Source organism: Variovorax paradoxus, from assembly GCF_030815975.1.
GTDB lineage: Bacteria > Pseudomonadota > Gammaproteobacteria > Burkholderiales > Burkholderiaceae_C > Variovorax > Variovorax paradoxus_N.
In genome coordinates, this window is record NZ_JAUSXL010000001.1 from 1 (window position 1) to 25,540 (window position 25,540).

Sequence of the window (25,540 nt, forward strand, 5' to 3'; positions counted from 1 at the left end):
ATGCCTCGGAGCCTCCCACAACTGAAATGAACACAATGTATGTTATGTTAAATTGAACGAGCGATTTGCCACTGGGCATCCGTCACATCCGAACCCGCCCCTACACGCCCAAGGCCAACGGCAAAGCCGAGCGCTTCGTTCAGACGTCCCAGGGAGTGGGCCTATGCCAGACCTTATGAGAGTTCAGAGCAACGCCTGGCCGCCCTGCACGACGCATGGCAAGACTGTCACCGTCATCTCGACACGCTTCAGGACCCCAGGCGGGCGTCGCGCCTGAGTGACTGAGGCGGCTTGTTGAAGCCCCGCACGAACGCCTCGCGAAGATGGCGCCGATCGCGAAAACCCGTTTCGCGTGCGACCACCTCCAGCGGATGGCGGCTGCGCTCGATCATCAAGCGCGCTGCCTCCACGCGCAGACGCTCTACCGCCCTGGCTGGCGACTGGCCGGTCTCGGCCGTGAACACACGGCTGAACTGGCGCGGGCTGAGATTCGCGGCCGCAGCGAGTTCTTCCACGCTCAGCGACTGCGCCAAGTGGCGGCGGGCATGCTCCAGCGCCCGCGCGATGCGGTCCGAGCGCGGCGCGAGATTCAGGATCTCCGAATGCTGCGACTGGCCGCCCGAACGGCGCTGATGCATGACCAGCCTGTGTGCCACCGATCGCGCGACGTCGTCGCCGAGGTCCTTTTCGACGAGGCCGAGCGCCAGGTCCAGTTCCGCCGTCATGCCGGCCGAGGTCCAGATCGGGTCATCGGCGATGAAGATGCGGTCCGGCTCGACCTGGACGTCGGGATGCCGCCGTTGCAGTGCGTCCGCATAAGCCCAGTGCGTCGTGGCGCGTCGCCCTGCCAGCAAGCCGGCCTCGGCCAGAACGAAAGCTCCGGTGCACAGCCCCACGGTCCGACGCGCGCGAGCGCTGCACTTTCGCAACGCATGCAGCAGCTCGGGTGGCGAGGGGGTGGCCAACGGGTCGAGCACGCCCACCACCATCCAGGTGTCGGCCGTGCTGCGTGCGGTGAAGGGACGCGTCTGCAGGGCCATGCCCAGCGAAGCCTTCACGCTGCCGCCAGGCATCGAGTGGCAAGTCACCTCGTAGAAGGGCTCGCCCGCCACGACGTTGGCGAACTCGAAGACCGCCTGCGTGGCCAGCGCCATCACCTGAAAGCCGGCCGGCAGGACGTAGCCGATTTTGTGCATTTTTTATCTCCAGGGGTATGGCATAAAAAGTGACTATACGCGTCATTTACGCCATTCGCCAGACGGCGCAACATACGCTCCATCGCAATCACGAACGGAACACCACCATGACGCAGACGAACCCAGGCACCGCCCTCATCACCGGAGCCTCCTCCGGCATCGGCGCCCTCTACGCCGACCGCCTGGCGAGTCGCGGCTACGACCTCATCCTCGTTGCCCGCAGCCGCGAGCGTTTGAACCCGTTGGCCGGGGAGATCAGCAACCGCCACGGCCGCGCGGTGGAGGTCTTTCCCGCCGACCTGAACGACCCGGTGGCGCTGCGCAGCGTGGAAAACAAGCTCAAGGACGATGCGAGCATCACCCTGCTGGTCAACAACGCCGGCATGGGCACACACACGTCGCTGCTGGAGAGCGACGTGGACCAGATGGTGCGCATGATCGACCTCAACGTGACGGCGCTCACCCGGCTGAGCTACGCGGCGGTGCCAGGCTTCGTGGCACGCGGCAACGGTGCGTTGATCAACATCGCCTCCATCGCGGCCGTCTCGCCGGAAACCTTGAATGGCGTGTATGGCGGCAGCAAGGCTTTCGTGCTGGCCTTCAGTCAATCGCTGCAGCACGAACTGGCCGGCAAGGGCGTACGGGTGCAAGCCGTGCTGCCGGGTGCGACGGCCACCGAGTTCTGGGCACGCGGCGGCCTTCCCGTGGAGCACCTGCCGGCGCAGATCGTGATGCGTGCCGAAGACCTGGTGGACGCCGCCTTGCAGGGCTTCGAGCGCGGCGAGTCGGTGACGCTTCCTGCGCTGCATGACGGCGCCCTCTGGGACGCCTACGAAGGCGCGCGCAAGGCGATGGCGCCCCACCTCTCCAGCAACGAAGCGGCATCGCGCTACCAGCCCTTGCGCTGAGTGGCCGTATCGCATTCGAACCGCGCCCGCTCTGGCATCAGCATGAAGGCGCGTTGAGTGCGCCAGTAAGCATGCATCCATCCATGGCCCCGGGGCCACGCCCTCTGAAAATTCAAGGAAATCCCACCGTGCCACCAACCAGCAATGATCCACTTTCCTCCGACATCAGGATTCCCGGAACCGGGGAACACTTTCTGGATCTGCTCGGATCAAACGGGGGAAGCCTGGGGCGATTGCGCTATCTCTCGGGCGGAATGGGGCCACCATTGGTCCTGCTGCACACCGTGCGCACCCAGGCCGAGCACTTCCGTCACCTCATCCCGCTGGTCCGGGAGCGGTACACGGTGTATGCGCTCGATCTCCCAGGCATGGGCTACTCGCAGATCGTGCCGGGCGCCTCCTATGAGGAGCCGGCCATGCGCGAGGCGGTCAAGAGCCTCATCACTCGACTCGACCTGCGCGACGTAACACTGCTCGGCGAGTCGATGGGCGCGACGCTCGCCCTCACCACCGCGGCCGATCTGCCCGAGAGAGTGCGGCGTGTCGTGGCGATCAATGCCTACGACTACGCGGGCGGCATCGCGCGGTCCAGCCTGCTGGCCCGGTTCATCGTGACCGGCGCGCTGGCGCCGGGTATCGGCCAGACCATCGCGGGCGTCGAACCCAAGCCGATCGTACGCGCCGTGCTCCGCGGGGGCCTCGGCAACACGGCCGCCCTGCGAGATGACTACCTCGATGAACTGTTGAAGGTCGGACGTCGGTCCGGCTATCCGGTCGTCGCCCGCGCGGTGTACGGCAACCTGCCCAGCCTCATCGCGGCCCGCGCCCGCTACCCCGAGGTCAGCGCACCCGTTCATCTCATCTACGGAGAGAAGGATTGGTCACGACCTTCCGACCGACAAGCCAACAAGCATCTCCTCCCCGCGGCCGGCTTTGTCCAGGTGCCTGGCGCCGGTCACTTCATTGTTCTCGAGAGGCCGGACGTGCCCGCCAAGGTGTTGAACGACGCGATGCGACTCGAGAGCGTTCCGAAGGCCGCAGCCTGATGCCGCTCGACGCGAAATCCCCTTCCTCAACCCGAGGCGCAACATGCTCGACACTCGGCCTCGGGCAGTTCATCGACATCGACATCGGCAGTCGGGTGACGAGCGAGTGGACCGCAATCGCACAGCCCCATTTAGTGCAGTCGCCGTAAAGAAGCGCAAGGCCGCTACGAGCGGCTGAGCGGGCCGGCTGTAGTCGGCAGCCGCCCAGTGTTCGATCACCCCTCCCCCTCTTCCTCCGTCGCCGCAAATATCGGCCGCCACGACCAGTTGGTGCTCCGGTCCGTGTTGCTCGCCAACTTGTATGTGATGCGCACGAGACCTGTGTATGGCCTCAGCGCACCATGCAGGGACGCTTGTTATCGAATGCCCACCCCGGGATCAGGTATTGCATCGCCTGCGCATCGTTGCGCGCGCCCAGGCCATGCTTCAGGTACAGCTGGTGCGCCTTCTCGACCTCGTCCATGTCGAGCTCCACGCCCAGGCCGCCGCGCGTCGGCACCTTCACGAAGCCGCCCTCGATCTGCAGCGGCGCCTTGGTCAGGCGCTGGCCGTCCTGCCAGATCCAGTGGGTGTCGATGGCCGTGACCTTGCCGGGTGCCGCAGCGGCCACATGCGTGAACATGGCCAGCGACACGTCGAAGTGGTTGTTCGAATGCGAGCCCCAGGTCAGGCCCCAGGCCTGGCACAGCTGCGCCACGCGCACCGAGCCCTGCATCGTCCAGAAGTGCGGATCGGCCAGCGGAATGTCGACCGACTGCAGTGAAAGGCTGTGCACCATCTCGCGCCAGTCGGTCGCGACCATGTTGGTGGCGGTCGGAAGACCCGTGGCGCGGCGGAACTCGGCCATCACCCTCGCGGCCCGAGAACACGCCTTCGGCGCCGCAGGGGTCTTCGGCATAGGCCATGACGCCATGCAGGTCGCGGCAGAGACGGATGGCGTCCTGCAGCAGCCAGCCGCCGTTCGGGTCGAGCGTGACACGCGCCTTGGGAAAGCGCTCGTGCAGCGCACGGATGGCTTCGACCTCTTCCTCGCCGCGCAGCACGCCGCCCTTGAGCTTGAAGTCGGTAAAACCGTAGCGCGCATGCGTGGCCTCGGCCAGGCGCACGATGGCCTCGGGCGTCATGGCTTCTTCATGGCGCAGGCGAAACCAGTCGTCGCCGGCGCCCGGATCGCTCTCGTAGGGCAGATCGGTCTTGGTGCGGTCGCCCACATAGAACAGGTAGCCGAGCATCTGCACCGCATCGCGCTGCTGGCCTTCGCCGAGCAGGGCCGCCACCGGCACCTCGAGATGCTGGCCCAGCAGGTCGAGCAGCGCCGCCTCGACGGCGGTGACCGCATGGATGGTCACGCGCAGGTCGAAGGTCTGCTGGCCGCGGCCGCCGCTGTCGCGGTTGGCAAACGCGCTGCGCAGGCTGTTGAGCACGGCGTTGTGGCGGCCGATGGGCTGGCCCACGATGAGGCCGCGCGCATCTTCGAGCGTCTGGCGGATCTTCTCGCCGCCCGGCACTTCGCCGACACCGGTGTGGCCCGCGCTGTCGGTCAGGATCAGCAGGTTGCGCGTGAAGAACGGGCCGTGCGCGCCGCTGAGGTTCATCAGCATGCTGTCGTGGCCCGCGACGGGCACCACGCGCATGCCGGTGACGACGGGGCTGGAGAACGAAAGAGAGGAGGACTGAAGTGTCGTCATGGGTTCAGTGAAGGAGAAGGGTCCGCAGCGTGGACCCGTGGCTGTCAATCGGCGGTGATCTTGCGTGTCTCGATGAGCGTCTTCCAGCGGGTCCATTCCCGGGCCTGGAAGGCCGTGAACTCGGCCGGCGTGCTGGCGACGATCTCCAGGCCCTGCTCCACCATGCGCTTCTTCACCTCCGGGTCGTTGATGGCGGCAATGGCGGCCGCGGCGAGCTTCTCCTTGACGGCCGGCGGCAAGCCCTTCGGCGCCGCGAGACCTTGCCAGGAATAGACCTCGGCCCCCTTTACACCGGCCTCGGCCAGCGTCGGCACATTGGGCAGGACGGGGGAGCGCTTGTCGCCTGTCACGGCGATCGCGTGGAGTTTGCCGGCCTTGATGTGCTGGAGCACGGCATTGACGTTCTGGAACGAGAAGTTCACCTGGTTGCCCAGCAGGTCGTTGATCGCAGGCGCGCCGCCCTTGTAGGGAATGTGGAGTCCCTCGGTCTGGGTCTGCTGCCAGAAGACCTCGGCCGACAGATGGTCCGACGAACCGTTGCCCGAACTCGCGAAGCTCACCTTGCCCGGGTTCGCCTTCAACTCGGCAATCACTTCGGCCACGGTGCGCGCCTTCTGTCCGGGGCTGGCGACCAGCACGTTCGGCGCCTGGACCGGGACGCTGATGTAGTCGAAATCCTTGGTCGCGTCGTATGGCACGCTCTTTTGCAGGTGCGGCGTCACGACGAAGGCACCGAGCGAAGAGACCAGCAAGGTGTAGCCGTCCGGCGCCGCGCGCTTCACGAAACCGGCGCCGATCGTGCCCGTGGCGCCCGGCTTGTTGTCGACAAGGAAGGTCTGCCCGAACTTGGTCTGCATCTGCAATGCCATCGCGCGCGCCACCATGTCGGTCGATCCGCCGGCCGGGAATGGCACGACGATGGTCACGGGCTTTTCAGGCCAGTTCGCCGTCTGCGCAAAAGCGGCCATCGAAACCGAGCAGGCCAATGCAATCAAGAGTTTTTTCATGATGTCTCCGTTGGATGGATGGAGGGGAATTACTGCGGGCCGAGCGCGTCGATCAGCGCCTTGAGCTGTTCCATCTCGGCGGGCTTCAGATCGGTCAGCGGTGCGCGCACCGGGCCGGCGTCGTGGCCGACGATCTTGGCGCCGGCCTTGACGATGCTCACGGCATAGCCGGGCACGCGGTTGCGCAGTTCGAGGTAGGGCATGAAGAAGTTCTTCAGCAGGCGGTGCTGCGTGGGCAGGTCGTCGTTCGCGACCGCATGATAGAAGTCCATCGCCGTCTTCGGAATGAAGTTGAAGACCGCCGACGAGTACACGGGCGTGCCCATCGCCTTGTAGGCCGCGGCATAGACCTCGGCCGTGGGCAGGCCGCCCAGGTAGGCGAAGCGCTCGCCCATGCGCTGGTAGATGGCCACCATGGCCTCGATGTCGCCCACGCCGTCCTTGAAGCCCACCAGGTTGGGGTTGCGCTCGGCCAGGCCGGCCAGCGTGTCGGGCTGGAGGCGGCTGCTGGCGCGGTTGTAGACGATCACGCCGAACTTCACGCTCTTGCACACGGCTTCCACGTGCGCGGCCAGGCCTTCCTGGCCGGCTTCGGTCAGGTAGTGCGGCAGCAGCAGGATGCCGTGGGCGCCGGCCTTCTCGGCCGCCTGTGCGCACTGGATCGCAAAGCGCGTGGGGCCGCCGGCGCCGGCAATGATCGGCACCACGCCGCGGCAGGTGTCGACCGCGGTCTGGATGATGCCGGGGTATTCGTCGCCGGTCAGCGAGAAGAATTCACCGGTGCCGCCGGCCGCGAACAGCGCGCTCGCGCCGTAGGGAGCAAGCCACTCGAGACGCTGCTCGTAGCCCTTCTTGTGGAAGTCGCCGTTCGCGTTGAAGTCGGTCAACGGGAACGAGAGCAGGCCGGAGCCCATGATGGATTTGAGTTCTTGAGGGTTCATGAGGATGGCTCCAAACGGAGCTGAATGTGCCTGACAGGAGAACCTCGCGCGGCGGTTGCCATGCGATCTGCACGCCACATGTTAACGTTAACATTCAAATTTCTTCTTGGGGCTAACCCCAATCTGCCTGGCGAGCGCCAAGTGGGCGCCCTGCCCTCGCTTCCCGCTGGGAAAAGAATTCCTCGCTGCCGGGTTTATCCGAATGAACGCCCAATTTGGTTGCGCTAACAATTCAATTTGTTAACGATAACTTCCCCGCATCGGCGGCGGGCAATCAACAGGAGACAAGGAATGAAGAAATTCACGATGCTTGCGGCTGCATCGGTCGTGCTCTCAGGATGCGGTGGTGGCGGGTCGAACGGATACGCCTTCATTCCTGCCCCTGCGGCACCTCCGCCAGCCCAGGCGACGGTGACCGACGACTGCGCCGCCTTGCCGGGCGCGACAGCCGCCCCTTCCTCAGCAGCACTTCCACTGGTCCTGCAGACAATCAACGTCAATGGCGAGGATCGGCAGTATTACGAGTACGCGCCCCGCGACGTCGCCGCCCTTCGCGACCAGGATGCCAGAGGTGTGGAAGTGGTCGTCTCGTTGCATCGGGCGGGGCAATCCGCGGAAGACAACGCCCGTCTCACCGGCTGGCCCACGCTCGCCGAAGAGAAGGGCTTCGTCGCGATCTTTCCGGTGGCCAAGCCAACAGGCTGGAACACGGCCAAGGACACGGCCCGATCCGACGACCACGCGTTCATCGTCGCAGCGGCCGCAGCCGTGCGCACGCGCCACGGGCTTCCGTCGACGATGTCCACTTTCCTGACCGGCGCAGGATCCGGCGGCGCGATGGCGCAAGAGCTTGCCATGCGCGAGCTCGGCGTCATGGCCACCGGCGTCGCGTCGTTCGGCGCCGCCGCCGAACCGGCAACGCTCAATCTCTCCGCGGAAAGTCTGCCCAAGACCGCCATGGCCGTCTGGCAGTTCCAGTGCGGCGCCGACCCATTTGCCAAGCAGACGGGCTTCTGGCGGCAGGCGAATGCGACGGATGCACAAAACCAGCAGGCAGTTGGCGACCTTCCGACGGTGACGGATTTCGTGAAGGACAACCCGGTCCAGCAAGTCAGGCTGTCACGGCTCGACCGTCCGGCGGAGTCGGCCGCGATCTCGAGGCTGGTCTGGGAAGAGCTGTTCGGCAAGGTGGTGCGCTTCCCGGACAACAAGTCCTACAACGGAACGCTGCATGCGGAAAAAAGCATCGCGGACATGGGGCTCACGGAAACGATCAAGAGCCTGCGCCCGGGCGAGCCGCGGCGCTGGTTGACGTATGTCCCTCCGCAATATCAGAAGCTGGTGGCGGAAGGAAAGAAGCTTCCGCTGCTGTTCTCGTTTCACGGCCGCAATGGGTCGGCTCGCTTCCAGGCGCAGATCTCGGAGTGGCACGACGTTGCGCGCGACGAAGGCTTCATCGTTGTGTATCCGCATGGTCTCAAGGCGACCTGGACGACATCGATCGATGCAGACAATCCCGACGTCCAGTTCTTCCTCGACCTGCTCGCGGAGATGAAGAAGACCTACCAGATCGACGATGGCCGTGTCTTCCTGAACGGATCGTCGCAGGGTACCGCGCTCACGAACCGCATCGCGGTCCAACACCCGCAACTGTTCGCAGCGATCGCGCCTTGCTACTCGGGGCACCTCTCGGCCGCCAGCTATGCGAACGCCATTGTGCGAACCGACATCGCGCTGCCGGTGTGGCAATGCCGGGGGGAGCAGGAACTGCCGACCGAATTCCCCGGGGGCACCGCGGGCGAAACGGCCGCGAGGACGTTCTGGCGTGAAACCGTCAACCAGAACTTCTCCTCGCCGGCCATTGCGATCGACGGGCGGCGCACGACCGAGATCTGGAACAGCGGGCGCGCGGAGTACCGCTGGCAGATCACGTCGGACATCGGCCATGCGTGGCATCCGGGCCAGGCCCGAAAGATGTGGGACGAGATGCTCAAGCGCTATCGACGCAACCCCGATGGCTCCTTGCAACACCTTTGAAGCCCGTGGCATTGGAGATCCATCATGAAGACAGTCCTGAATCACCGGCGCATCTTTCCTGCGCTGCTCGCATCCATGCTGGTGCTCGGCTGCGGAGGAGACGACTCGAGCGGCAGCGGAGGGTTTTGGGTCCCTGGCGCAGGCGGCAGCCCGGAGGCTCCGCCTGTGCAACCCGCCGCACCGGTCTTCAGGGCCGCGGGCCTGGTGTACGGGACGCCGGCTGCAATCTCGGACGACAAGGGCAACGACACCGTGAGCATCCCGGTGCTCACGCAGAGCGGCGCAAGGAGCTTGTCGCTCGCCGTTCCCACTGCGAAGACGGCCGCCCTCCTCGCCAACCTTGTGCCGGGCAACCTGGTGGATTGGATACCCGGCAGCGATGCCGGCACGGTGGCCGTTCCGGTCGACGCCGCGCCAATCTTCAACGTCATCCTCGCCAAGGGCAAATCGACCGCCGCCCAGTTCAACCTCAAGAAGTACGGCGCGGCCGTGAGCCGGAACGACAACGCGCCCGGCCCGATGGTCGCGGCGGGCTGGGTCTACGACAAGACGGGGGCCACCATCACCGTGGGTGACGGCCACAACCTGACGGCGGACCAAGCCGGTCGGCCCTATGCGCAGCCGATCAGGCGCTACGAGGAAACCTATGCGGTCTCGCCCGATGTGAAGGTGTTCAACGTCAACACCGCCGACTATGCGAAGAGCGCCGCTTCCGACTTCGCGTCGATTCCGGTCACCGCCAGCTACGACCACAGCACCACATCGCGCCAAAGCGCCTATCTGCTTTTCGACAACAACTACCTCGCGGCCGACAAAGCCAAGGTGGTCGCGATCTGGTACTTCACGCCGCAATCGACCACCGACGGCAAGCCGGTGTGGGACGTGCCGACGCTCAGCACCATGCTGGACGACAAGGGCAGCGATCCTGTCTCCGGCCAGCCCTACAACAAGATCAACGCGACCTCGCCCTCGTCGGCGCCGTACTCCCGCAGCACCGAGCCGTTCGAGATGGTGAAGAACACGATGTACTACGTGGGCGACAACGAAGTTGCCTCGTATCTGCTCAAGGCCGACATGGGGACGCCCAACGATCCGTCGGACGACAAAGTGATCAAGGTCGATGCCGGATGGCCCAGCAGCGGCTACCAGTACTGGAGGAACCTGGAGCTCGTCGGCGCCGACCCGCGATCGGTCACCGATATCTGGCTGACGCATGGCCACAGCGACCATTACGGCACGGTCGTCGAGCAACTCAGGATGATGGACAACGCCGGCAAGCCGATCGCGCTCTGGGCGTCGAAGGAAGACGCCACGGGCGTCACGTCCGACCTGCAGGGCAACGTCTGGAACATCACGGGTGCGCTCCCGGCCAGCGAGACCGTGATCCGCGAGCGCGTCTCGCATTCGTACGAATACGACAAGTGGTACGACTACGGCAACGTGAAGATCATGGTGATCTGGTCGCCGGGCCACACACCCGGCAGCACCAACATGCTGTTCAAGGTGAAGAATCCGGACGACGGCAAGTTCTACACCTTCGGCTATCACGGGGGCTACGGCTTCAATGGCCTCAACAGCCCGACCGCCGCCAACGGCTGGCTGCGCCTGTCGTTCCAGCATGGCTTCAGCTATCTGCAGAACACGCTCGATGTGGACTTCGTGGCACCGCAGCACACCAACCAGTTTCCCATCGTCGAGGTCTACCAGGCGCTGAAGGCCTACAACCGCGACCCGGCGAACGCGGGTGTCCCGCTGACCATGCTCGATGCGATGCGCTCGAAGGTGTTCGACTCGCCGGCCGTCGGCGGCGTGAACATCACCGGCGAGTTCTCCAACCAGTTGGAGAAGCGCCGCTCGGTGGCATCCTACGCAGCGAGCGACGCTGCGAATGCGACGTACAAGAGCATCGCGACCTCCGGTCCCTTCAAGCCTGGGCGCGAAGCCGGCCTGACCTCCGTGTCAGCCAGGATCCTGGACGACGGGAAAATCATCCAGGGCTTCGTGGGTCCGCAGAACAAGAACCCGAAGCTCCCCCTGCTGGCGAACGGCATCACGACGTCGACGGACCAGTACGTGAACGATCCGGGCGGCTACTACGTGCAGGTCGCCATCGACGTGCAGGACACGGTCTACAAGGGCTACATCCCCGAGGGCTTCACGCAGTTCAGTCCGGGCCTGGGCGCCACCATCACCTACAAGGGCGGCCCCGTCGAGTCCGTCCATGCGGACAAAGGCACCTTCCATCCGCCGGAGTACCTGCGCACGCAGCGCCTGGGCTCGCTGGCCGATGCGCAGGCCGTGCTCGCCACCATCGCCAAGGGGCAGACCAAGACCATCTCGCTCACCCGGGCGAGCGAGATCGTCGTGCCGGCCATCGTGACCCAGACCTTCCAATGAGGTGGGGCCGCTGTGCGAGGAAATCCTTCGATGGCGCAAGATCATCCAAAGGCCGCTCGCCTTCTTCCTGCCCTCCTCGCGCTCTGCCTCGCCGTTCCTGGTTCTTCCGCGGCGGCGCAATCGGATGATCCCGAAGCGCAATACGAGCTGGCACGGCGATACAGCAGCGGCGCGGGGGTGCCGATGGACAGGGGACAGGCATTCAAGCTCTACGCCGCGTCCGCCGCCCAGGGCTTTGCGAAGGCGGAATATGAGCTCGCCAACCACTACCGCGGCCGGACGGGCCGGGCGCTGGACCTGGACGTGGCATCCAGCCATCTCGAAAGGTCGGCGCGGCACGGGTACGCACCAGCCCAGGCCGACATGGGCTTCGTTTACTTCAACGGAGACGGCAGCACGCCCAAGGACCTCGCGAAATCATTCCACTGGTTCAAGCGCGCCGCGGACGGCGGCGAGGTGATCGCGCAATGCATGGTGGCCGACTTCTACAAGCAAGGGCTGGGCGGCGTCGAGCGTAACCCTCGCGAGGCATTCAAGTGGTACCGGCTGACCGCGACCCGCGCCGACCGATGCGCCGCGAAGTCTCAATATGAGCTGTACGCAAGCTATGCGTCGGGCAGCGGTGTCCGCAAGGACCTGCCGACGGCCATGGCCTGGTTGAAGCGCGCAGCGAAAGCCGACAATCCCCAGGCTCAACGCGCCCTGGGCCTGGCTTATGAGAACGGTGTTGGCCTCGAGCGCAACCCGGTGCTCGCGCGCACGTGGCTCAAAAAATCCCGCGAAGGGGTCGCACCGCACGATGACCACGAGCACGACCATGAGCACGAGGACGAACCGAAGCCAGGGCGCGTCCCCGTCCCGGGGCACGCCCACTGACGCGCGCCAGGAAGGCCCAGCACGCTAGGCGCTCGCCCGACGAACGATCGTGAAGCCCACATCGACGATCAGCTCCGGCGGACGCCGTCCTGCGGCCCGCTCGACGATGCAGTCGGCCGCGATCTGGCCGATGCGCCGCCCATCGATCCGCACGGTGGTCAGCGCCGGGTCCAGGTCCGCCGCAAAGTTCAGGTCGCCGAAACCGACGACCGAAAGATCGGCGGGAACGCCGAGGCCGGCGGCACGCGCTTCGGTCAGCACGCCCAGCGCCAGCATGTCGGAACTGCAGAAGACCCCGTCGACCGGCAGGTTGGACTGCAGGATCGAGCGCAGGGCGCGCCGCCCGTCGCTGAGCTTGGTCGGCGCGGGGACGAGATGCACGATCGGGGCCACGGCACCCTGTGCCTGCGCCATGGCGGTGAACGCTTCGGCCCGGCGCACCGACCGGGGATCGTCGCCGCCGATCAGGGCGAGCCGCCTGCGGCCCTTCTGGAGCAGGTATTCCGCGACGCTGCGGCCGACGGCCTCGTGCGAGAAGCCGACCAGCATGTCGATCGGATCGAGCGCCACATCCCAGGTCTCGACGATCGGAATGCCCGCCGCAAGGAGCCGCTGGCGCCCGAGCTCGCTGTGCACGACGCCGGTGAGCACGATGCCGTCGGGCCGACGCCCGATGATGTCGCGCACGAGGTCGTCCTCCGTCGACGTGCTGTATCCGCTCTGCCCCACCATGAGTTGGTAGCCGTGCTGCTGGAGCCGGGAATTCAGCGCCTCGATGGTGTCCAGGAAGACGGGCCCCGACAGGGTCGGCACCACCGCCGACACCAGGCGTGTCTTGGCGGAGCGCAGCCCCCCCGCGCCACGATTCGGCACGTAGCCCGTGGCCGCCACGGCCGCCTGCACCTTGGCGAGCGTCTTGGCGTTGACCGAGTGGGGCGCATTGAAGACCCGCGACACCGTCATCGCCGACACGCCCGCGAGCTTGGCGACGTCCATCACGGTGACGCTCAGATGGCGAGGCTGCAAAGGACGATCTGTCATGGTTGGAAGCGGACTATAACGGCCGGGGCCGGCGCCTTCCGAGGCCCGCACCGCGAATCCGGTTAAGCTTTTCGCGCCCCTTGCCACCGTCCATGCCGACCTCTTCGAACAAACAACCTGCCGCAGCAGGACGTTCCGCGCCCTCGCCTCTGCCGCCGCGCCGCGGAAGAGTTGCCGGCGGCATCACCCTGCTCGAAGTCGCTCGCCTGGCGGGGGTTTCCGCGATGAGCGTGTCGCGCGCGCTGAACACGCCCGAGCAGGTTTCGGCCGCCATCCTCGCGAAGGTTCGCGCGGCGGTCGAGTCGACGGGCTACGTCGCCAACCGGGTGGCCGGAAGCCTGGCCTCCCAGCGAAGCCGCCTGGTCGCGGCTGTCGTTCCTTCGATTGCCGGGCCGGTGTTCCAGGAAATGGTGCAGTCCCTCATCGCCGAACTCGCGGCCCGCGACCACCAGTTGATGCTGGGCCAGAGCGGCTATGGCACGCAGAAGGAGGACGCGCTGCTCGAAGCCATCATCGGACGTCGGCCCGACGGCATCGTGCTGGGCGGGGTCGTGCCCTCTCCGGCCGGCCGGCGGCAACTTGTGGCCTCGGGCATTCCCGTGGTGGAGACGTGGGACATGGTGCAGGACCCGATCGACATGCTGGTCGGCTTCTCGCACGAGGCCATCGCGACCGCCGTGGCCACGTTCCTGATCGAGCGCGGCCGTCGCCACCTGGGGTTCATCGGCGGCAATCACGAGCGCGCGGCCCGTCGGGCCAGTGCTTTCGTCGACTCCGCGCTCCACGGCCCGGCGCGCGAGCGCGCGGTCGCTGTGCAGGTCGAGACCGTGGTTGCACCGGCAACCGTGCGCAGCGGCCGCCAGGCGCTGGGCGAGATGCTGCGGCATCAGCCCGAGACCGACGCCATCTTCTGCAGCTCGGACGTGCTGGCGCTCGGCGTCGTCACCGAGGCCGCGGCGCGCGGCCTGCGCGTGCCGCAGGACATCGCCGTGGTCGGCTTCGGCGACCTCGATTTCGCGGCGGACGTCTCGCCTTCGCTCACCACCGTGCGCATCGACAGCACGCGCATCGGCCAGCTCGCGGCTCGGTTCATCGTGAGCCGAAGCGAAGGCCTCGAGGTCGAAGAAGCAAAGGTCGACGTCGGCTTCTCCATCGTTTCGCGCGAGAGCGCCTAGATAGAAACCCGCACACGCGGGCCCGCATATGGCCGTAACATGGGCTTTTGGTAGCGCTACCAAATCATCGCAGAAAGCCAGATGTCCACCACCATTCGATCGATCGACTGCCTCCAGCTTCGATTGCCCTTCGACCACGGCGCGCCGGCACCCCTGTTCGCCGGACGGCCGAGAACCACGCTGGACAGCGGCCTTGTCCGCGTCGAGCTCGATAACGGCCTGGTCGGCTGGGGCGAATCGTATGGCGCCGAACTCGACGCTCTCTCGGCGATCTTTCGCAGCCGGGTCGCCCCCCTCGCGGCTGGCCGGGACGCGGCCGACCCCGAGCTCATGGCTTCGCTTGAACGCACGCTGCACAACATGGGCCGCTCGGGGCCGGTGCTGCATGCGTTGAGCGGCCTGGACATCGCGATCTGGGACCTGAGGGCGAAGATCGCCGGCGTGCCGCTGCATGTCCTGCTCGGCGGAGCGAGACGCACCCGCCTGCCCGCGTACGCGTCGCTGCTTCAGTACTACGGCGACACGGCGCTGGTGGAAAGGAATGTGGAGCGTGCGCTGGCAGCCGGCTTCACACAGGTGAAGCTGCACGAGAAGACTCCCGAGGCCGTGGCCGCCGCGCGCAGCGTGATGGGCCCGGACATGCCGCTGATGGTCGACGCGAACTGCGCCTGGACGGTCGATCAGGCCGACGAGGTCGTGGCCAGGATGGCGGCCTTCGGCCTGCACTGGATCGAGGAGCCGCTCTGGCCGCCGGAGGACATCGAGGCACTTGGTGCATTGCGCGTGCGAACCGGCGTGCCGACCGCAGCCGGCGAGAACGCCAGCAGCGTGCATGAACTGAGCGCCATGGCGAGAGCCCAGGCCGTCGATTACCTGCAGCCGAGCGCGATCAAATCGGGCGGCGTCACCACGCTGCTGCGGCTCTCGCGCGAGTGCGCCGGCAGCGCCGTGCATTGCGCCCCGCAGTCGGCCTTCTTCGGCCCCGGGTTGCTGGCCACGCTGCATGTGCTGGCAGCGCAGGAAGACGAAGTGCATGTGGAGCGACTCTTCTGCGATCTCGGCTTCACGCCTTACGGCGACGCGGTGCCCTGCGTCGACGGCGCCTTTCAGCTGACGGACCGGCCCGGGCTGGGCGCCGACCCGGAAGCAGCGCTGCTCGACAGCGGCTTCGTGCGCTGCATCTAGACCTTATTTTCAGGAGACAAAAAATGCCCATGCACAAAAGGCGATCGCTGATCCTCGGAGGCGCCGCGCTTTCCTTGGTGGGGTCTCTCGGCGCGGGGCGCCTCGCGCTCGCGGACACGAAGACGGCGGTCCGCCTCATCGTGCCCTACCCCCCGGGTGCCGCCACGGACACGCTCGGCCGCCTGATGGCGCAGGCATTGGAGCCCGCCGTCGCGGCGCCGGTGATTGTCGACAACCGGGGAGGTGCCGGCACGCAGATCGGCACGCGCGCCGTCGCCACGGCGGCACCGGACGGCCGCACGCTCGGCTTCGTCGACACGGCATTCGTGATCAACCCCGGGCTTTTCGGCAGCGCGCTGCCGTACGACACGGAGAAGGACTTCGCGCCAATTTCGCTCATGGCATCGGCGCCGCTGGTGCTGATCGTGCACAGCGCGGTTCCCGCAGCGACGCTGAAGGAGTTCGTCGCCCTTGCCAAGGCAAAGCCGGGCAGTCTCAACTACGGATCGGCCGGCGTCGGCAGTGCGCCACATCTGGCCGGCGAGCAGTTGCGCACGGCCGCCGCGATCGACATCAACCACGTGCCGTACCGCGGCGGCGGCACCGTACTGAACGACCTGCTCGCGGGCCACGTCCAGTTCGGGTTCACCACGGTCCCCACGATGATCGACCACATCCGCGCGGGCACCGTCCGCGCCTTGGCAGTCACCGGGACGCGCCGGGCCGCGCAACTGCCCGACACGCCGACGATGCAAGAGGCTGGGCTGCCCAGCGTCGACGCCACGCCGATCTTCGGTTTGATCGGCCCTGCCAGATTGGCGCCGGACACCGTGTCCCGGCTGTCGTCCACCGCCGCGCAAGCCGTGCGGGCGGGCCCGCTGCATCAGAAGCTCGTCGAACTCGGCTTCGTGCCGGTCGGCAGCAGCGCCGAGGAGTTCAGGACCCGCATCCGCCAGGAGATCGAGAAATGGGCGGCGGTCGTCAAGGCTGGCAACATCAAGCCCAATGCCTGAGACGACGCCCGCAAGCCCACATGCAGCCACTCGTTTCCCTGCGACGGCCGAGGCCTTGCGCTCCGCAGAACAGCGCGCGGCCTACGACCTGATCGCACGGCGGCGCGGCCGCGTGCCGGCCCCCTACCTGCCCCTGCTGGGGAGCCCCCGAATCGCCGATCTTCTGGAACAACTCTCGACCGAGCTTTGGACCGGCACACTGCCGCAGCGGGTGCTGGAAGCCGTCTTCCTCATGGCTGCGCACAGGCAGCAATGCCGCCACCAATGGAAGACTCACGCACCCAAGGCCTTGTCGGCCGGGCTTTCGCTGGAGATGGTTGAAGCAATTGCGGCCGGCAAGATTCCGGAGGATGGCGGATCGGTGGAAGCAGCCGGGCGGTTCTTCCTGGCGCTCACCGAACACCATTGCGTCGCGGACGACGTGTTCGAGCAAGTACAGCGGCACTTCGGAGAACGCGGCACGGCCGAACTGGTTGCATTCTGCGGACTGGCCGGAACCGTCGCCCTGCTCTTGAATGTGCAGTTGCCTCACGCACCGGCCAGCCCGACCTGAGATCCGTCAATGACTGACGGTCGTCCGCCGCAGAAGAGACTATTTCGCAGGCGAGAAAGAGGTTGGCGCCAAGAACGAGTTGTCCATCTTCGCAACAATCGGTCCGGCTGCCTCGCTCGCCTTTCTGATCTCGACCCATTCGGGATCGACGACAAACTTGCCCCACTTGACCTCACGATCGGCCAGGCTCTCCCAGACAAGCATGTAGGTAAGCGCGTTGCTGTCAGGTCCGACTGCAGTCGTCCAATATCCGAGTTGACGAATTCCCAGCCGGTTCCAGATGCCCACGGTGTGATCGCGAAATCTGGCAAGAACGTCGGGTAGCCGGCCAGGCATTGCGGTATAGACGCGTAGTTCGTAGATCATCGACATCAGTCCTGAAAGATTGTTGCGAGTTGACGGGGTGGCGGGCGTGACCGCCAGGCTCACATTGTGCTAGGACGCGGCTGCGTCCTTGGCGGCCACCTCGATCTCGACCAGCACACGGCCGGCCGCGACCTGGTCGCCGGTCTTCACGTGCAGCGCGATCACCTTGCCGGCCACCGGCGCTGCGTGGATGTGTTCCATCTTCATGGCCTCGAGCGTGACGAGCGGCTGGCCCGCCTGGACCATGTCGCCGACCGCTGCCATCACCGCGACCACACGGCCGTTCATCGAGGCGCGCACCTTGCCGTCGCCGCCGGCCTCGCCCTGGCGCGCGGTGGCGGCCCGGGTCTTGTCCTCGATGCGCACCGGAACTCCGCGGTAATGCAGCAGCAGCGTGGCGCCGTCCCGGTGGAAGGCCGCGCTTTCGTAGAGGCCGTCGCACACGAAGCGCGCGGCGTGCTCGCCGATCTCGGCCAGCTCGACACCATAGGCGGCATCGCCGATCGACACCTCGAAATGGCGCTGCTGCTGCAGCACGACGCTTGCGCTCACCGCGGTGTCCTCGACCTCGAAGCGCAGCGAGATCGGCAGGTTGTGCGTCATGCGCCGGCCGGTCGACGGCGCGCGGCGCGCACCGGTGGTCTCGTAGAGCAGCACGGCCGCGATGGCGGCGGCGCGCGCGCGCGCCTCGGTGTCGGGCGCGAGCAGCGCCTCCTGGTTCTGCGCGATGAAGGCGGTGGTGGCGCCGCCGGCCGCGAAGACCGCATGGCCCAGGCAGCGGTGCAGGAAGGCCTGGTTGGTGGTCACGCCCAGCGCCACCGCATCCTCGAGGCCGGCCATCAGTTGCCGCCGCGCGGCCTCGCGCGTGTCGCCGTGGCTGATGACCTTGGCGATCATCGAGTCGTAGTACGACGGAATTTCGCCGCCGGAGCGCAAGGCGTGCTCCACCCGCAGCTGGGCCGGCATCTCCCACAGCGCCATGGTGCCGCTCTGCGGCATGAAGCCCTTGTCGGCGTCTTCGGCGCACAGCCGCACTTCGATCGCATGGCCTTGGAAGTTCACCTGCTCCTGCGTGATCGGCAGCGCTTCGCCGCCGGCCACACGCAGTTGCAGCGCGACGAGGTCGAGGCCGGTGATGGCTTCGGTCACCGGATGCTCGACCTGCAGCCGGGTGTTCATTTCCATGAAGTAGTAGTTGCCCTCGGCGTCGAGCAGGAACTCGAGCGTGCCAGCGCCTTCGTAGCGGATGGCCTTGACCGCGGCCACCGCGGTGGCGCCCATGCGTGCGCGCAGCTCGGCGTCGACGGCTGGCGATGGCGCTTCCTCGATCAGCTTCTGGTGGCGGCGCTGCACCGAGCAGTCGCGCTCGCCCAGGTGGATCGCATTGCCATGGCGGTCGGCGAAGACCTGGATCTCGATGTGGCGCGGCTCGACGATGGCGCGCTCCAGGATCACCTCGGGGTCGCCGAAGGCGCTCTGCGCCTCGGAGCGCGCGCTGCGCAGCAGCTCGGGGAATTCCTTGGCCGAAGGCACCAGCCGCATGCCGCGCCCGCCACCGCCGCCCGTGGCCTTGATCATCACCGGGAAGCCGATGCGCACGGCCTCGGCCGCGAGCCGCTCCTCGCTCTGGTCGCCGCCCTGGTAGCCGGGGATGCAGGGCACGCCGGCCGCCTGCATCAGCGTCTTGGCGCCGGCCTTGTTGCCCATCGACACGATGGCTTCGGCCGACGGACCGATGAACACCAGGCCCGCGTCCTGGCAGGCCCGCGCGAAGTCCTCGTTCTCGGCAAGGAAGCCATAGCCCGGGTGCACCGCGTCGGCACCGCTGAGCTTCGCCGCCTCGATGATCGCGGGAATGCGCAGGTAGGACTGCGCGGGCAGCGGTTCGCCGATGCACACGGCCTGGTCGGCCTCGCGCACGTGGCGCGCGCCGGCATCGGCCGTGGAGTACACGGCGACCGTGCGGTAGCCGAGCGCACGCGCGCTGCGGATGATGCGCAAGGCGATCTCGCCGCGGTTGGCGATCAGGATCTTGCGGAAGGGAGTGAGGGGGGAGGCCGAGGCGGCCATGGAGCGTGCGTCTCGCTTCTTTTTCTTCGGCTCAGGGCCGCGCCACGGAGAACTGCATCTTCTGCGGCGCGCGCTGTTCGGCATCGCGGCAGATCGACAGCACCTTGCTCAGCACCGCACGCGTGTCGCGCGGGTCGATCACGCCGTCGTCGAGCAGGTGCGCGCTGGTGGTGAAGACGCTCATCTGGCTGTCGAAGCGGTCGATGATGCGGCGCTCCATCTCGGCGAGCTTCTCGCGGTCGACCTCGCCGCCCTTGCGCTTCATCGCGGCCTCGGTCACGTTGATCATGGTCTGCGCGGCCTGCTCGCCGCCCATCACCGCTGTCTTGGCGTTGGGCCAGGAGAAGCAGAAGCGCGGATGGAAACCGCGTCCGCACATGCCGTAGTTGCCGGCCCCGAAGGAGGCGCCGCAGTAGATGGTGATCTGCGGCACGGTGGCATTGGTCACGGCCTGGATCATCTTGGAGCCGTGCTTGATGATGCCGGCCTCCTCGTGATCCTTGCCGACCATGAAGCCGGTCGTGTTGTTGAGGTAGAGGATCGGTGTCTTCGACTGGCAGCAGGCCTGGATGAAGTGCGTGGCCTTGGTCGCGCCGGCCGGGTCGATCGGCCCGTTGTTGGTGATCACGCCCAGCGGCATGCCTTCGATCTTGATGTGGCCGACCACGGTCGCGCCGCCGTAGTTCTCGCCGAACTCGAGGAACTCGGAGTCATCGGCAATGCGCGCGATGACCTGCTTCATGTCGACCGGGCGCTTGTGATCCATGGGCATCACGCCCAGCAGCTCTTCCGCGTCGTAGCGCGGCGGCTTGAAGCTGCGTTCGGGCTCGGCGGGCATGCCGCGCTGCCAGTCGATGTTGGCCAGGATCTCGCGCGCCAGCCGGATCGCGTCGCGGTCGTCCTCGGCCAGGTAGTCGCCAAGGCCCGAGATCGAGGTATGCATCAGCGCGCCGCCCAGCTCCTCTTCGGTCGCGATCTCGCCGGTCGCGGCCTTGAGCAGCGGCGGTCCCGCGAGGAAGGCCCGTGAGCGGCCCCGCACCATGATGATGTAGTCGGACAGGCCCGTCTGGTAGGCGCCGCCCGCAGTGGACGAGCCGTGCGTGACCGTGACCACGGGCAAGCCCGCGGCCGAGATGCGCGCAATGTTGCGGAACAGGTTGCCGCCGGTGACGAATTCCTCGACCTTGTAGGTCATGAGGTTCGCGCCCGCGCTCTCGACCAGTTGCACATAGGGCAGCTTGTTCTCCAGCGCCAGCTCCTGCATGCGCAGTTGCTTGGGAATGCCCATGGGCTGCAGCGCGCCGGCATCGATGCCCGAGTCGGAGGCGTTGACCATCACGCGCACGCCCGAGACCCAGCCGATGCCGCCGATCACCCCGCCGCCCGGCACGCTCTTCTCCAGGTCGGGATTGTCCAGCCCGAGCCCGGCCAGCGAGCCGATCTCGAGGAAGGGCGTACCCGGGTCGAGCAGCAGCGACAGCCGCTCACGCGGCAGCAGCTGCCCGCGCTTCTCGAAACGCTCGCGGGACTTGCCCGATGTGGCAATGCTGCGCTTCTCGTAGCCGCGTACGCGGTCGATCAGGGCCAGCATGCCGGCGCGATTGGCCTCGAAGGCCTCGCTGCCAGGGACAACGTTCGACTCGATGATTGCCATCGCTGTGGTGCTGCAGGTGCCGGTTGGCGTTGGGTTCGCGGACTGTCGTATGGGTGCCAGCTTAGGAAAAGCTCCAGGACCGGTCTTGCGCGAACTGGCTGCGGCCCGCGCTTCATTCCGGCGGCCGTGCAGCCACTCGACACAAGCGCCGCGGCGAAGGCTTCGCTAAGCTGGCCCGAGCAGAGGACACCCAATGACAGGCACTCCCGGCACAACGGCCCGCACCGTCCGCATCGGTGGCGCATCCGGCTTCTGGGGCGACAGCATGGTCGCGGCGCCGCAACTGGTGCAGAGCGGACGGCTCGATTATCTGGTCTTCGACTACTTGGCCGAGACGACGATGGCCATCTTGGCCTCGGCACGCGCCAAGAACCCTGACATGGGCTACGCGACGGACTTTGTGGACATCGCGATGAAGTCCGTCCTGGCAGAGGTCAAGCAACAGGGCATCAAGGTTGTGAGCAATGCGGGCGGCATCAATCCGCACGGTTGCGCTGCCGCCCTGAAGGCGCTGGCAGATGCGCAGGGCATCATGCTGCGCATCGCCGTGGTCGAAGGCGACGACGTGAGCGCCCTGATGCCGGGACTGCGCAAGCGCGGCACGCGTGACATGTTCACCAACGAGGCGCTGCCGGACAAGGTACTCAGTGCCAACGCCTATCTGGGCGCAGCTCCGATCGCCGCCGCACTGGCAGCCGGTGCGGAGGTGGTGATCACTGGCCGTTGTGTGGACAGCGCTGTAACGCTGGGGCCGCTGATGCACGAGTTCGGATGGCAGGTCGACGACTACGACCTGCTGGCCTCGGGAAGCCTGGCAGGCCACATCATCGAATGCGGTTGCCAGGCCACGGGTGGCCTGCACACCGATTGGGAAGACATTCCCGACTGGGCACACATCGGTTACCCCATCGTGGAGTGCCATGCCGATGGCAGCTTCATCGTGACCAAGCCTGAAGGCACGGGCGGGAAAGTGATCCGCGCCAATGTGGCGGAACAGATGCTCTACGAGATCGGCGATCCCGGAGCCTACCTGCTGCCCGACGTGAGTTGCGATTTCCGGGACGTGACGATCGAACAGCAAGAAGAGAATCGCGTGCGCGTGAGCGCCGCCAAGGGCCGCGCGCCGACATCGCAATACAAGGTATCGGCCACTCAGCTGGATGGCTTCCGCTGCGCCGGGAGCATGGTGATCATCGGCATCGATGCCGAGAAGAAGGCTCGCCGCACAGCCGAAGCCATCATCGAGCGAACCAGCGAAATCCTGCGTCAGAGCAACCTGCCCCCCTTCACCTCGACCTACATTGAAGTCATTGGCTCCGAAACTCTGTACGGGCCGCATGCGCGCACCCGCCAGGTGCGTGAAGTCATGATGCGCGTGGTGGCCAACCACCCGCAGAAGGCGGCCCTGGCGATGTTCGGACGCGAGATTGCGCCCGCGGGCACATCCTGGGCTCCAGGAACCACCAGCCCGGGCGGAGGGCGCCCTTCGGTGTCACCGCTGATCAAGCCGTTTTCCCTCCTCCTGGACAAGACAGCGGTGCAGCCGACCTTCGTTCTCGATGGCTCGCGGCATGCGGTCGATATCGCGGCCGGTACAAGAGATCCGCAGTCGCCGCCGCCCCGCTTCCCCGAAGACTGGGTCGATGCCAACGAGCCACAAGAGGAGGTCCGCCTCATCGAATTGGCCTACGGCCGTAGCGGCGACAAGGGAAACATCTCCAACATCGGGCTCATTGCCCGGCGTGCGGAATGGCTGCCATTGCTCTGGAAAAGGCTGCAACCCGAAGTCGTCGAGGGCTACTTCAAGCATCTTCCAGCAGGCAAGGTCAGTCGCTTCTATCTGCCCGGAACCGCTTCGATGAACCTTCTCGTCCACGATGCACTGGATGGTGGCGGCCCATCTTCGATGCGGATGGATCCCTTGGGCAAGGGCATGGCGCAGATGCTGCTGGACATCGGGATCCTTGTCCCGCGACGCATCGCAGTACAGGCAAGAAAAGGCCATCCGCGCGGCTGATCGGGGAACTTTTCGATGGAGGGCACAGCCCGATCTCCTCGCGCATGTCGGCGAAGCTTCAACCGTTTGCGCCTTCCCCGTGGAGCTCGATGATCAAGGCCCGCAGCCAGGCGACGGCGGGGTCCCGGTGATACCGGCCGTGCCAGAACAGGCTGATCGCAATCTCGGGCAGCCTGGCCGGATGGCGGACATAGGACAGGCCGAACGGCCCGGCCAGGGCCTGGGCAAGCCGCTCGGGCACTGTCGCCACCAGGTCGGAGCCGTGCAGGATATGGCCGACCGCCACATAGTGCGGCACCGTCAGGACAACCTTGCGCACGATCTTCTTGCGGCCGAGCAGCTCGTCCGCCTTGCCGTGGCCGGTTCCCTCGGAGATCACGACCACGTGCTCGGCCTTTGAGAACTCAGCCAGGGAGATCTGCCGCTTGTCCAGCGCGTGCCCCTGGCGAAACATGCAGACGTAGTGCTGCTTGAACAGCCGCCGCTGGAAATAGCCGCTCTTGAGCTGCGGCAGCAGGCCGATGGCCAGGCTGACGTGGCCGGATTCCATCTCGTCCTGAAGATTGACCGCCGTGTTGCGAACGGTGCTGATCGAGAGGCCGGGCGCCACGCGCGCCAGCGCCTTCATCAGCTTGGGCAGGAAATAGATCTCGCCGATGTCGGTCATGCCGATGGTGAAGGCGCGCGTCGACGTGGCCGCGTCGAACGAGGTCCGCTGGTTGATGGCGGCATGGATCGTCTGCAGCGCGCTCGCGGTCGGCCCGGCCAGTTGCTCGGCGAAAGGCGTGGGCTCCATGCCCTTGGGTGTTCGAAGAAACAGCGGGTCGTCGGTCAGCTTGCGCAGGCGCGCCAGCGCATTGCTCACGCCCGGCTGCGAAAGGCCGAGATTCGCCGCCACCTTCGACACCCGCCGGTCGATGAGCAGCTGGTTGAACACCACCAGCAGGTTGAGGTCGATGTCCTTGAGCTCCACGGCGTCCCCATTCGCGAAATCTATATGAACTATTTCGCACATTCTATTGAACGATAGGCCTGAACTGCCGATCATCGGGAACCACGAGACGAGCGGCCCACGCGACGCAGCCGCACAGGAGACAAAAATGGATGACACATCAGCAGCAGTCTTTCCGCAGCAGATCCGCTGGGAAGACAAAGGCACGAGCCGCATCCCCTTCATGGCCTACACCGATGCCGACCAGCACCGGCGTGAACTCGAGCGCCTTTTCTACCGGGGCCACTGGTGCTACGTGGGCCTGGAGGCCGAGGTTCCGGAGGTTGGCGATTTCAAGCGCACGGTGATCGGCGAGCGCTCGGTGATCATGATGCGCGATGCGGAAGCTTCCATCAGCGTCGTGGAAAACGTGTGCGCACACCGGGGCATGCAGTTCTGCCGCGAGCGGCACGGCAACCGCAAGGCCGGCGGGTTCACCTGTCCCTACCACCAGTGGAACTACTCGCTGGGCGGCGACCTGCAGGGGGTGCCCTTTCGCCGCGGCGTGAAGCAGGACGGCAAGGTCAACGGCGGGATGCCGGCCGACTTCAAGCCGGCCGACCACGGCCTCAACAAGCTCAAGGTCGCCACGCGCGGCGGCGTCGTGTTCGCGTCCTTTGATGCGCAGGTGGAATCGCTCGAGGACTTCATGGGCCCGGAAATCCTGGGCTACTTCGACCGGCTCTTCAACGGCCGCAAGCTGACGATCCTCGGCTACAACCGGCAGCGCATTCCCGGCAACTGGAAGCTGATGCAGGAGAACATCAAGGACCCGTACCACCCGGGCCTGCTGCACACCTGGTTCGTCACCTTCGGGCTCTGGCGTGCGGACAACAAGTCGGAGCTGAAGATGGACCGCCATCACCGGCATGCCGCGATGATCTCGACGCGCGGCGCCAGCGGCAAGGCGGACCAGGTCACCCAGGTGTCGAGCTTCAAGGAAAGCATGAAGCTCAACGACGACCGCTTCCTGGACATCGTGCCCGAGCCATGGTGGCACGGCCCGACGGCGGTGATGATGACGCTGTTCCCGAGCGTGATCTTCCAGCAGCAGGTCAACAGCGTGTCGACCCGGCACATCCAGCCGAGCGGGCCCGGCGCCTTCGATTTCGTCTGGACGCACTTCGGCTTCGAGGACGACGACGAGGCGATGACGCTGCGGCGGCTGCGCCAGGCCAACCTCTTCGGGCCGGCAGGCTTTGTTTCGGCCGACGACGGCGAGGTGATCGAGCTTTCGCAGAAGGGCTTCGAGCAGAAGCCCTTCCACCGCACGCTCGCCGAGCTCGGCGGACGCGAGGTCGGCGACACGGACCACATGGTCACGGAGACACTGATCCGGGGCATGTACGAATACTGGCGCAAGGTCATGGAGGCTTGAG

Annotated in this window: 19 protein-coding genes and 2 pseudogenes; 12 read left to right on the forward strand and 9 right to left on the reverse strand. The window is 66.3% G+C overall.

Features of this window, described 5'->3' with window-relative positions; translation table 11 throughout:
- Positions 1-71 precede the first annotated feature (71 nt).
- Positions 72-285, forward strand: a pseudogene (locus tag QFZ47_RS28835) (integrase core domain-containing protein); the annotation flags it as partial.
- Here the strand turns inward: QFZ47_RS28835 and QFZ47_RS00010 are convergent.
- The gene (locus tag QFZ47_RS00010; RefSeq protein ID WP_307653663.1) at positions 249-1,196 is read right to left on the reverse strand and encodes a GlxA family transcriptional regulator; all 948 of its coding nucleotides are present in this window, start codon (positions 1,194-1,196) and stop codon (positions 249-251) included. The pseudogene QFZ47_RS28835 and the gene QFZ47_RS00010 overlap by 37 nt on opposite strands.
- Positions 1,197-1,303: 107 nt before the next feature.
- On the opposite strand from QFZ47_RS00010, the gene QFZ47_RS00015 reads away from it, so the two are divergent.
- Both QFZ47_RS00015 and QFZ47_RS00020 read left to right on the forward strand, forming a co-directional pair.
- Positions 1,304-2,104: an SDR family NAD(P)-dependent oxidoreductase gene (locus QFZ47_RS00015; RefSeq protein WP_307653664.1), complete on the forward strand. Its 801-nt coding sequence runs from the start codon at positions 1,304-1,306 to the stop codon at positions 2,102-2,104.
- A 128-nt stretch (positions 2,105-2,232) separates the two neighbouring features.
- Positions 2,233-3,150, forward strand: coding sequence for an alpha/beta fold hydrolase (locus tag QFZ47_RS00020; protein WP_307653665.1), 918 nt, complete (start codon positions 2,233-2,235; stop codon positions 3,148-3,150).
- Positions 3,151-3,481: 331 nt separating this feature from the next.
- On the opposite strand, the pseudogene gudD reads toward QFZ47_RS00020, so the two are convergent.
- The 3 genes and pseudogenes from gudD to kdgD all read right to left on the reverse strand — a co-directional run bounded on the left by gudD (position 3,482) and on the right by kdgD (position 6,786).
- Positions 3,482-4,838, reverse strand: a pseudogene (gene gudD / locus QFZ47_RS00025) (glucarate dehydratase).
- 44 nt (positions 4,839-4,882) lie between these two features.
- A complete protein-coding gene (locus QFZ47_RS00030) occupies positions 4,883-5,845 on the reverse strand; it encodes a Bug family tripartite tricarboxylate transporter substrate binding protein (RefSeq protein WP_307653666.1) in 963 nt (320 codons plus the stop codon).
- A gap of 29 nt (positions 5,846-5,874) precedes the next feature.
- Positions 5,875-6,786: a 5-dehydro-4-deoxyglucarate dehydratase gene (gene kdgD / locus QFZ47_RS00035; RefSeq protein ID WP_307653667.1), complete on the reverse strand. Its 912-nt coding sequence runs from the start codon at positions 6,784-6,786 to the stop codon at positions 5,875-5,877.
- Between the two features lie 291 nt (positions 6,787-7,077).
- On the opposite strand from kdgD, the gene QFZ47_RS00040 reads away from it, so the two are divergent.
- Genes QFZ47_RS00040 through QFZ47_RS00050 form a run of 3 tightly spaced genes read left to right on the forward strand, consistent with a single transcriptional unit; the run spans position 7,078 to position 12,096 of the window.
- Positions 7,078-8,823 (forward strand): prolyl oligopeptidase family serine peptidase, encoded by a 1,746-nt coding sequence (locus QFZ47_RS00040; protein WP_307653668.1) that lies wholly within the window; start codon positions 7,078-7,080, stop codon positions 8,821-8,823.
- Between the two features lie 24 nt (positions 8,824-8,847).
- Positions 8,848-11,220: an MBL fold metallo-hydrolase gene (locus QFZ47_RS00045; protein ID WP_307653669.1), complete on the forward strand. Its 2,373-nt coding sequence runs from the start codon at positions 8,848-8,850 to the stop codon at positions 11,218-11,220.
- A gap of 30 nt (positions 11,221-11,250) precedes the next feature.
- Positions 11,251-12,096, forward strand: a complete 846-nt coding sequence (locus tag QFZ47_RS00050) for a tetratricopeptide repeat protein (RefSeq protein WP_307653670.1) — start codon at positions 11,251-11,253, stop codon at positions 12,094-12,096.
- Positions 12,097-12,120: 24 nt separating this feature from the next.
- On the opposite strand, the gene QFZ47_RS00055 is transcribed toward QFZ47_RS00050, so the two are convergent.
- Positions 12,121-13,137: a LacI family DNA-binding transcriptional regulator gene (locus QFZ47_RS00055; RefSeq protein ID WP_307653671.1), complete on the reverse strand. Its 1,017-nt coding sequence runs from the start codon at positions 13,135-13,137 to the stop codon at positions 12,121-12,123.
- Between the two features lie 92 nt (positions 13,138-13,229).
- On the opposite strand from QFZ47_RS00055, the gene QFZ47_RS00060 reads away from it, so the two are divergent.
- From QFZ47_RS00060 to QFZ47_RS00075, 4 genes are all read left to right on the forward strand, one after another.
- A complete protein-coding gene (locus QFZ47_RS00060; RefSeq protein WP_307653672.1) occupies positions 13,230-14,312 on the forward strand; it encodes a LacI family DNA-binding transcriptional regulator in 1,083 nt (360 codons plus the stop codon).
- A gap of 81 nt (positions 14,313-14,393) precedes the next feature.
- Positions 14,394-15,497 carry a mandelate racemase/muconate lactonizing enzyme family protein gene (locus QFZ47_RS00065; RefSeq protein WP_307653673.1) on the forward strand — a complete coding sequence of 368 codons (1,104 nt, stop codon included), beginning with the start codon at positions 14,394-14,396 and terminating at the stop codon, positions 15,495-15,497.
- A gap of 23 nt (positions 15,498-15,520) precedes the next feature.
- Positions 15,521-16,510, forward strand: coding sequence for a tripartite tricarboxylate transporter substrate binding protein (locus QFZ47_RS00070; protein ID WP_307653674.1), 990 nt, complete (start codon positions 15,521-15,523; stop codon positions 16,508-16,510).
- A complete protein-coding gene (locus QFZ47_RS00075; RefSeq protein ID WP_307653675.1) occupies positions 16,503-17,063 on the forward strand; it encodes a carboxymuconolactone decarboxylase family protein in 561 nt (186 codons plus the stop codon). The genes QFZ47_RS00070 and QFZ47_RS00075 overlap by 8 nt, the downstream gene beginning before the upstream one ends.
- Positions 17,064-17,102: 39 nt before the next feature.
- On the opposite strand, the gene QFZ47_RS00080 is transcribed toward QFZ47_RS00075, so the two are convergent.
- The 3 genes from QFZ47_RS00080 to QFZ47_RS00090 all read right to left on the reverse strand — a co-directional run bounded on the left by QFZ47_RS00080 (position 17,103) and on the right by QFZ47_RS00090 (position 21,153).
- Entirely contained in the window at positions 17,103-17,429 is a 327-nt protein-coding gene (locus QFZ47_RS00080) for an NIPSNAP family protein (RefSeq protein ID WP_307653676.1), read from the reverse strand.
- Positions 17,430-17,498: 69 nt separating this feature from the next.
- Positions 17,499-19,499 carry an acetyl-CoA carboxylase biotin carboxylase subunit gene (locus QFZ47_RS00085; protein ID WP_307653677.1) on the reverse strand — a complete coding sequence of 667 codons (2,001 nt, stop codon included), beginning with the start codon at positions 19,497-19,499 and terminating at the stop codon, positions 17,499-17,501.
- A gap of 31 nt (positions 19,500-19,530) precedes the next feature.
- A complete protein-coding gene (locus tag QFZ47_RS00090; RefSeq protein ID WP_307653678.1) occupies positions 19,531-21,153 on the reverse strand; it encodes an acyl-CoA carboxylase subunit beta in 1,623 nt (540 codons plus the stop codon).
- 193 nt (positions 21,154-21,346) lie between these two features.
- Here QFZ47_RS00090 and QFZ47_RS00095 point away from each other — a divergent pair, with 193 nt between their 5' ends.
- A complete protein-coding gene (locus QFZ47_RS00095) occupies positions 21,347-23,170 on the forward strand; it encodes an acyclic terpene utilization AtuA family protein (protein WP_307653679.1) in 1,824 nt (607 codons plus the stop codon).
- Between the two features lie 58 nt (positions 23,171-23,228).
- Here the strand turns inward: QFZ47_RS00095 and QFZ47_RS00100 are convergent, their stop codons facing one another.
- A complete protein-coding gene (locus tag QFZ47_RS00100; protein ID WP_307653680.1) occupies positions 23,229-24,143 on the reverse strand; it encodes a LysR family transcriptional regulator in 915 nt (304 codons plus the stop codon).
- A 127-nt stretch (positions 24,144-24,270) separates the two neighbouring features.
- On the opposite strand from QFZ47_RS00100, the gene QFZ47_RS00105 reads away from it, so the two are divergent.
- The gene (locus QFZ47_RS00105; RefSeq protein ID WP_307653681.1) at positions 24,271-25,539 is read left to right on the forward strand and encodes an aromatic ring-hydroxylating dioxygenase subunit alpha; all 1,269 of its coding nucleotides are present in this window, start codon (positions 24,271-24,273) and stop codon (positions 25,537-25,539) included.
- Position 25,540: the final 1 nt, after the last annotated feature.

Excerpts from the sequence above, each read along its gene's own strand:
- QFZ47_RS00050 (WP_307653670.1), top strand. The coding sequence starts at position 11,251 with ATGGCGCAAGATCATCCAAAGGCCGCTCGCCTTCTTCCTGCCCTCCTC.
- QFZ47_RS00085 (WP_307653677.1), bottom strand. The coding sequence starts at position 19,499 with ATGGCCGCCTCGGCCTCCCCCCTCACTCCCTTCCGCAAGATCCTGATC.
- QFZ47_RS00070 (WP_307653674.1), top strand. The coding sequence starts at position 15,521 with ATGCCCATGCACAAAAGGCGATCGCTGATCCTCGGAGGCGCCGCGCTT.
- QFZ47_RS00055 (WP_307653671.1), bottom strand. The coding sequence starts at position 13,137 with ATGACAGATCGTCCTTTGCAGCCTCGCCATCTGAGCGTCACCGTGATG.
- QFZ47_RS00010 (WP_307653663.1), bottom strand. The coding sequence starts at position 1,196 with ATGCACAAAATCGGCTACGTCCTGCCGGCCGGCTTTCAGGTGATGGCG.
- QFZ47_RS00105 (WP_307653681.1), top strand. The coding sequence starts at position 24,271 with ATGGATGACACATCAGCAGCAGTCTTTCCGCAGCAGATCCGCTGGGAA.
- QFZ47_RS00030 (WP_307653666.1), bottom strand. The coding sequence starts at position 5,845 with ATGAAAAAACTCTTGATTGCATTGGCCTGCTCGGTTTCGATGGCCGCT.
- QFZ47_RS00040 (WP_307653668.1), top strand. The coding sequence starts at position 7,078 with ATGAAGAAATTCACGATGCTTGCGGCTGCATCGGTCGTGCTCTCAGGA.
- QFZ47_RS00080 (WP_307653676.1), bottom strand. The coding sequence starts at position 17,429 with ATGATCTACGAACTACGCGTCTATACCGCAATGCCTGGCCGGCTACCC.
- QFZ47_RS00065 (WP_307653673.1), top strand. The coding sequence starts at position 14,394 with ATGTCCACCACCATTCGATCGATCGACTGCCTCCAGCTTCGATTGCCC.
- QFZ47_RS00015 (WP_307653664.1), top strand. The coding sequence starts at position 1,304 with ATGACGCAGACGAACCCAGGCACCGCCCTCATCACCGGAGCCTCCTCC.
- QFZ47_RS00090 (WP_307653678.1), bottom strand. The coding sequence starts at position 21,153 with ATGGCAATCATCGAGTCGAACGTTGTCCCTGGCAGCGAGGCCTTCGAG.
- QFZ47_RS00045 (WP_307653669.1), top strand. The coding sequence starts at position 8,848 with ATGAAGACAGTCCTGAATCACCGGCGCATCTTTCCTGCGCTGCTCGCA.
- QFZ47_RS00060 (WP_307653672.1), top strand. The coding sequence starts at position 13,230 with ATGCCGACCTCTTCGAACAAACAACCTGCCGCAGCAGGACGTTCCGCG.
- QFZ47_RS00075 (WP_307653675.1), top strand. The coding sequence starts at position 16,503 with ATGCCTGAGACGACGCCCGCAAGCCCACATGCAGCCACTCGTTTCCCT.
- QFZ47_RS00095 (WP_307653679.1), top strand. The coding sequence starts at position 21,347 with ATGACAGGCACTCCCGGCACAACGGCCCGCACCGTCCGCATCGGTGGC.
- kdgD (WP_307653667.1), bottom strand. The coding sequence starts at position 6,786 with ATGAACCCTCAAGAACTCAAATCCATCATGGGCTCCGGCCTGCTCTCG.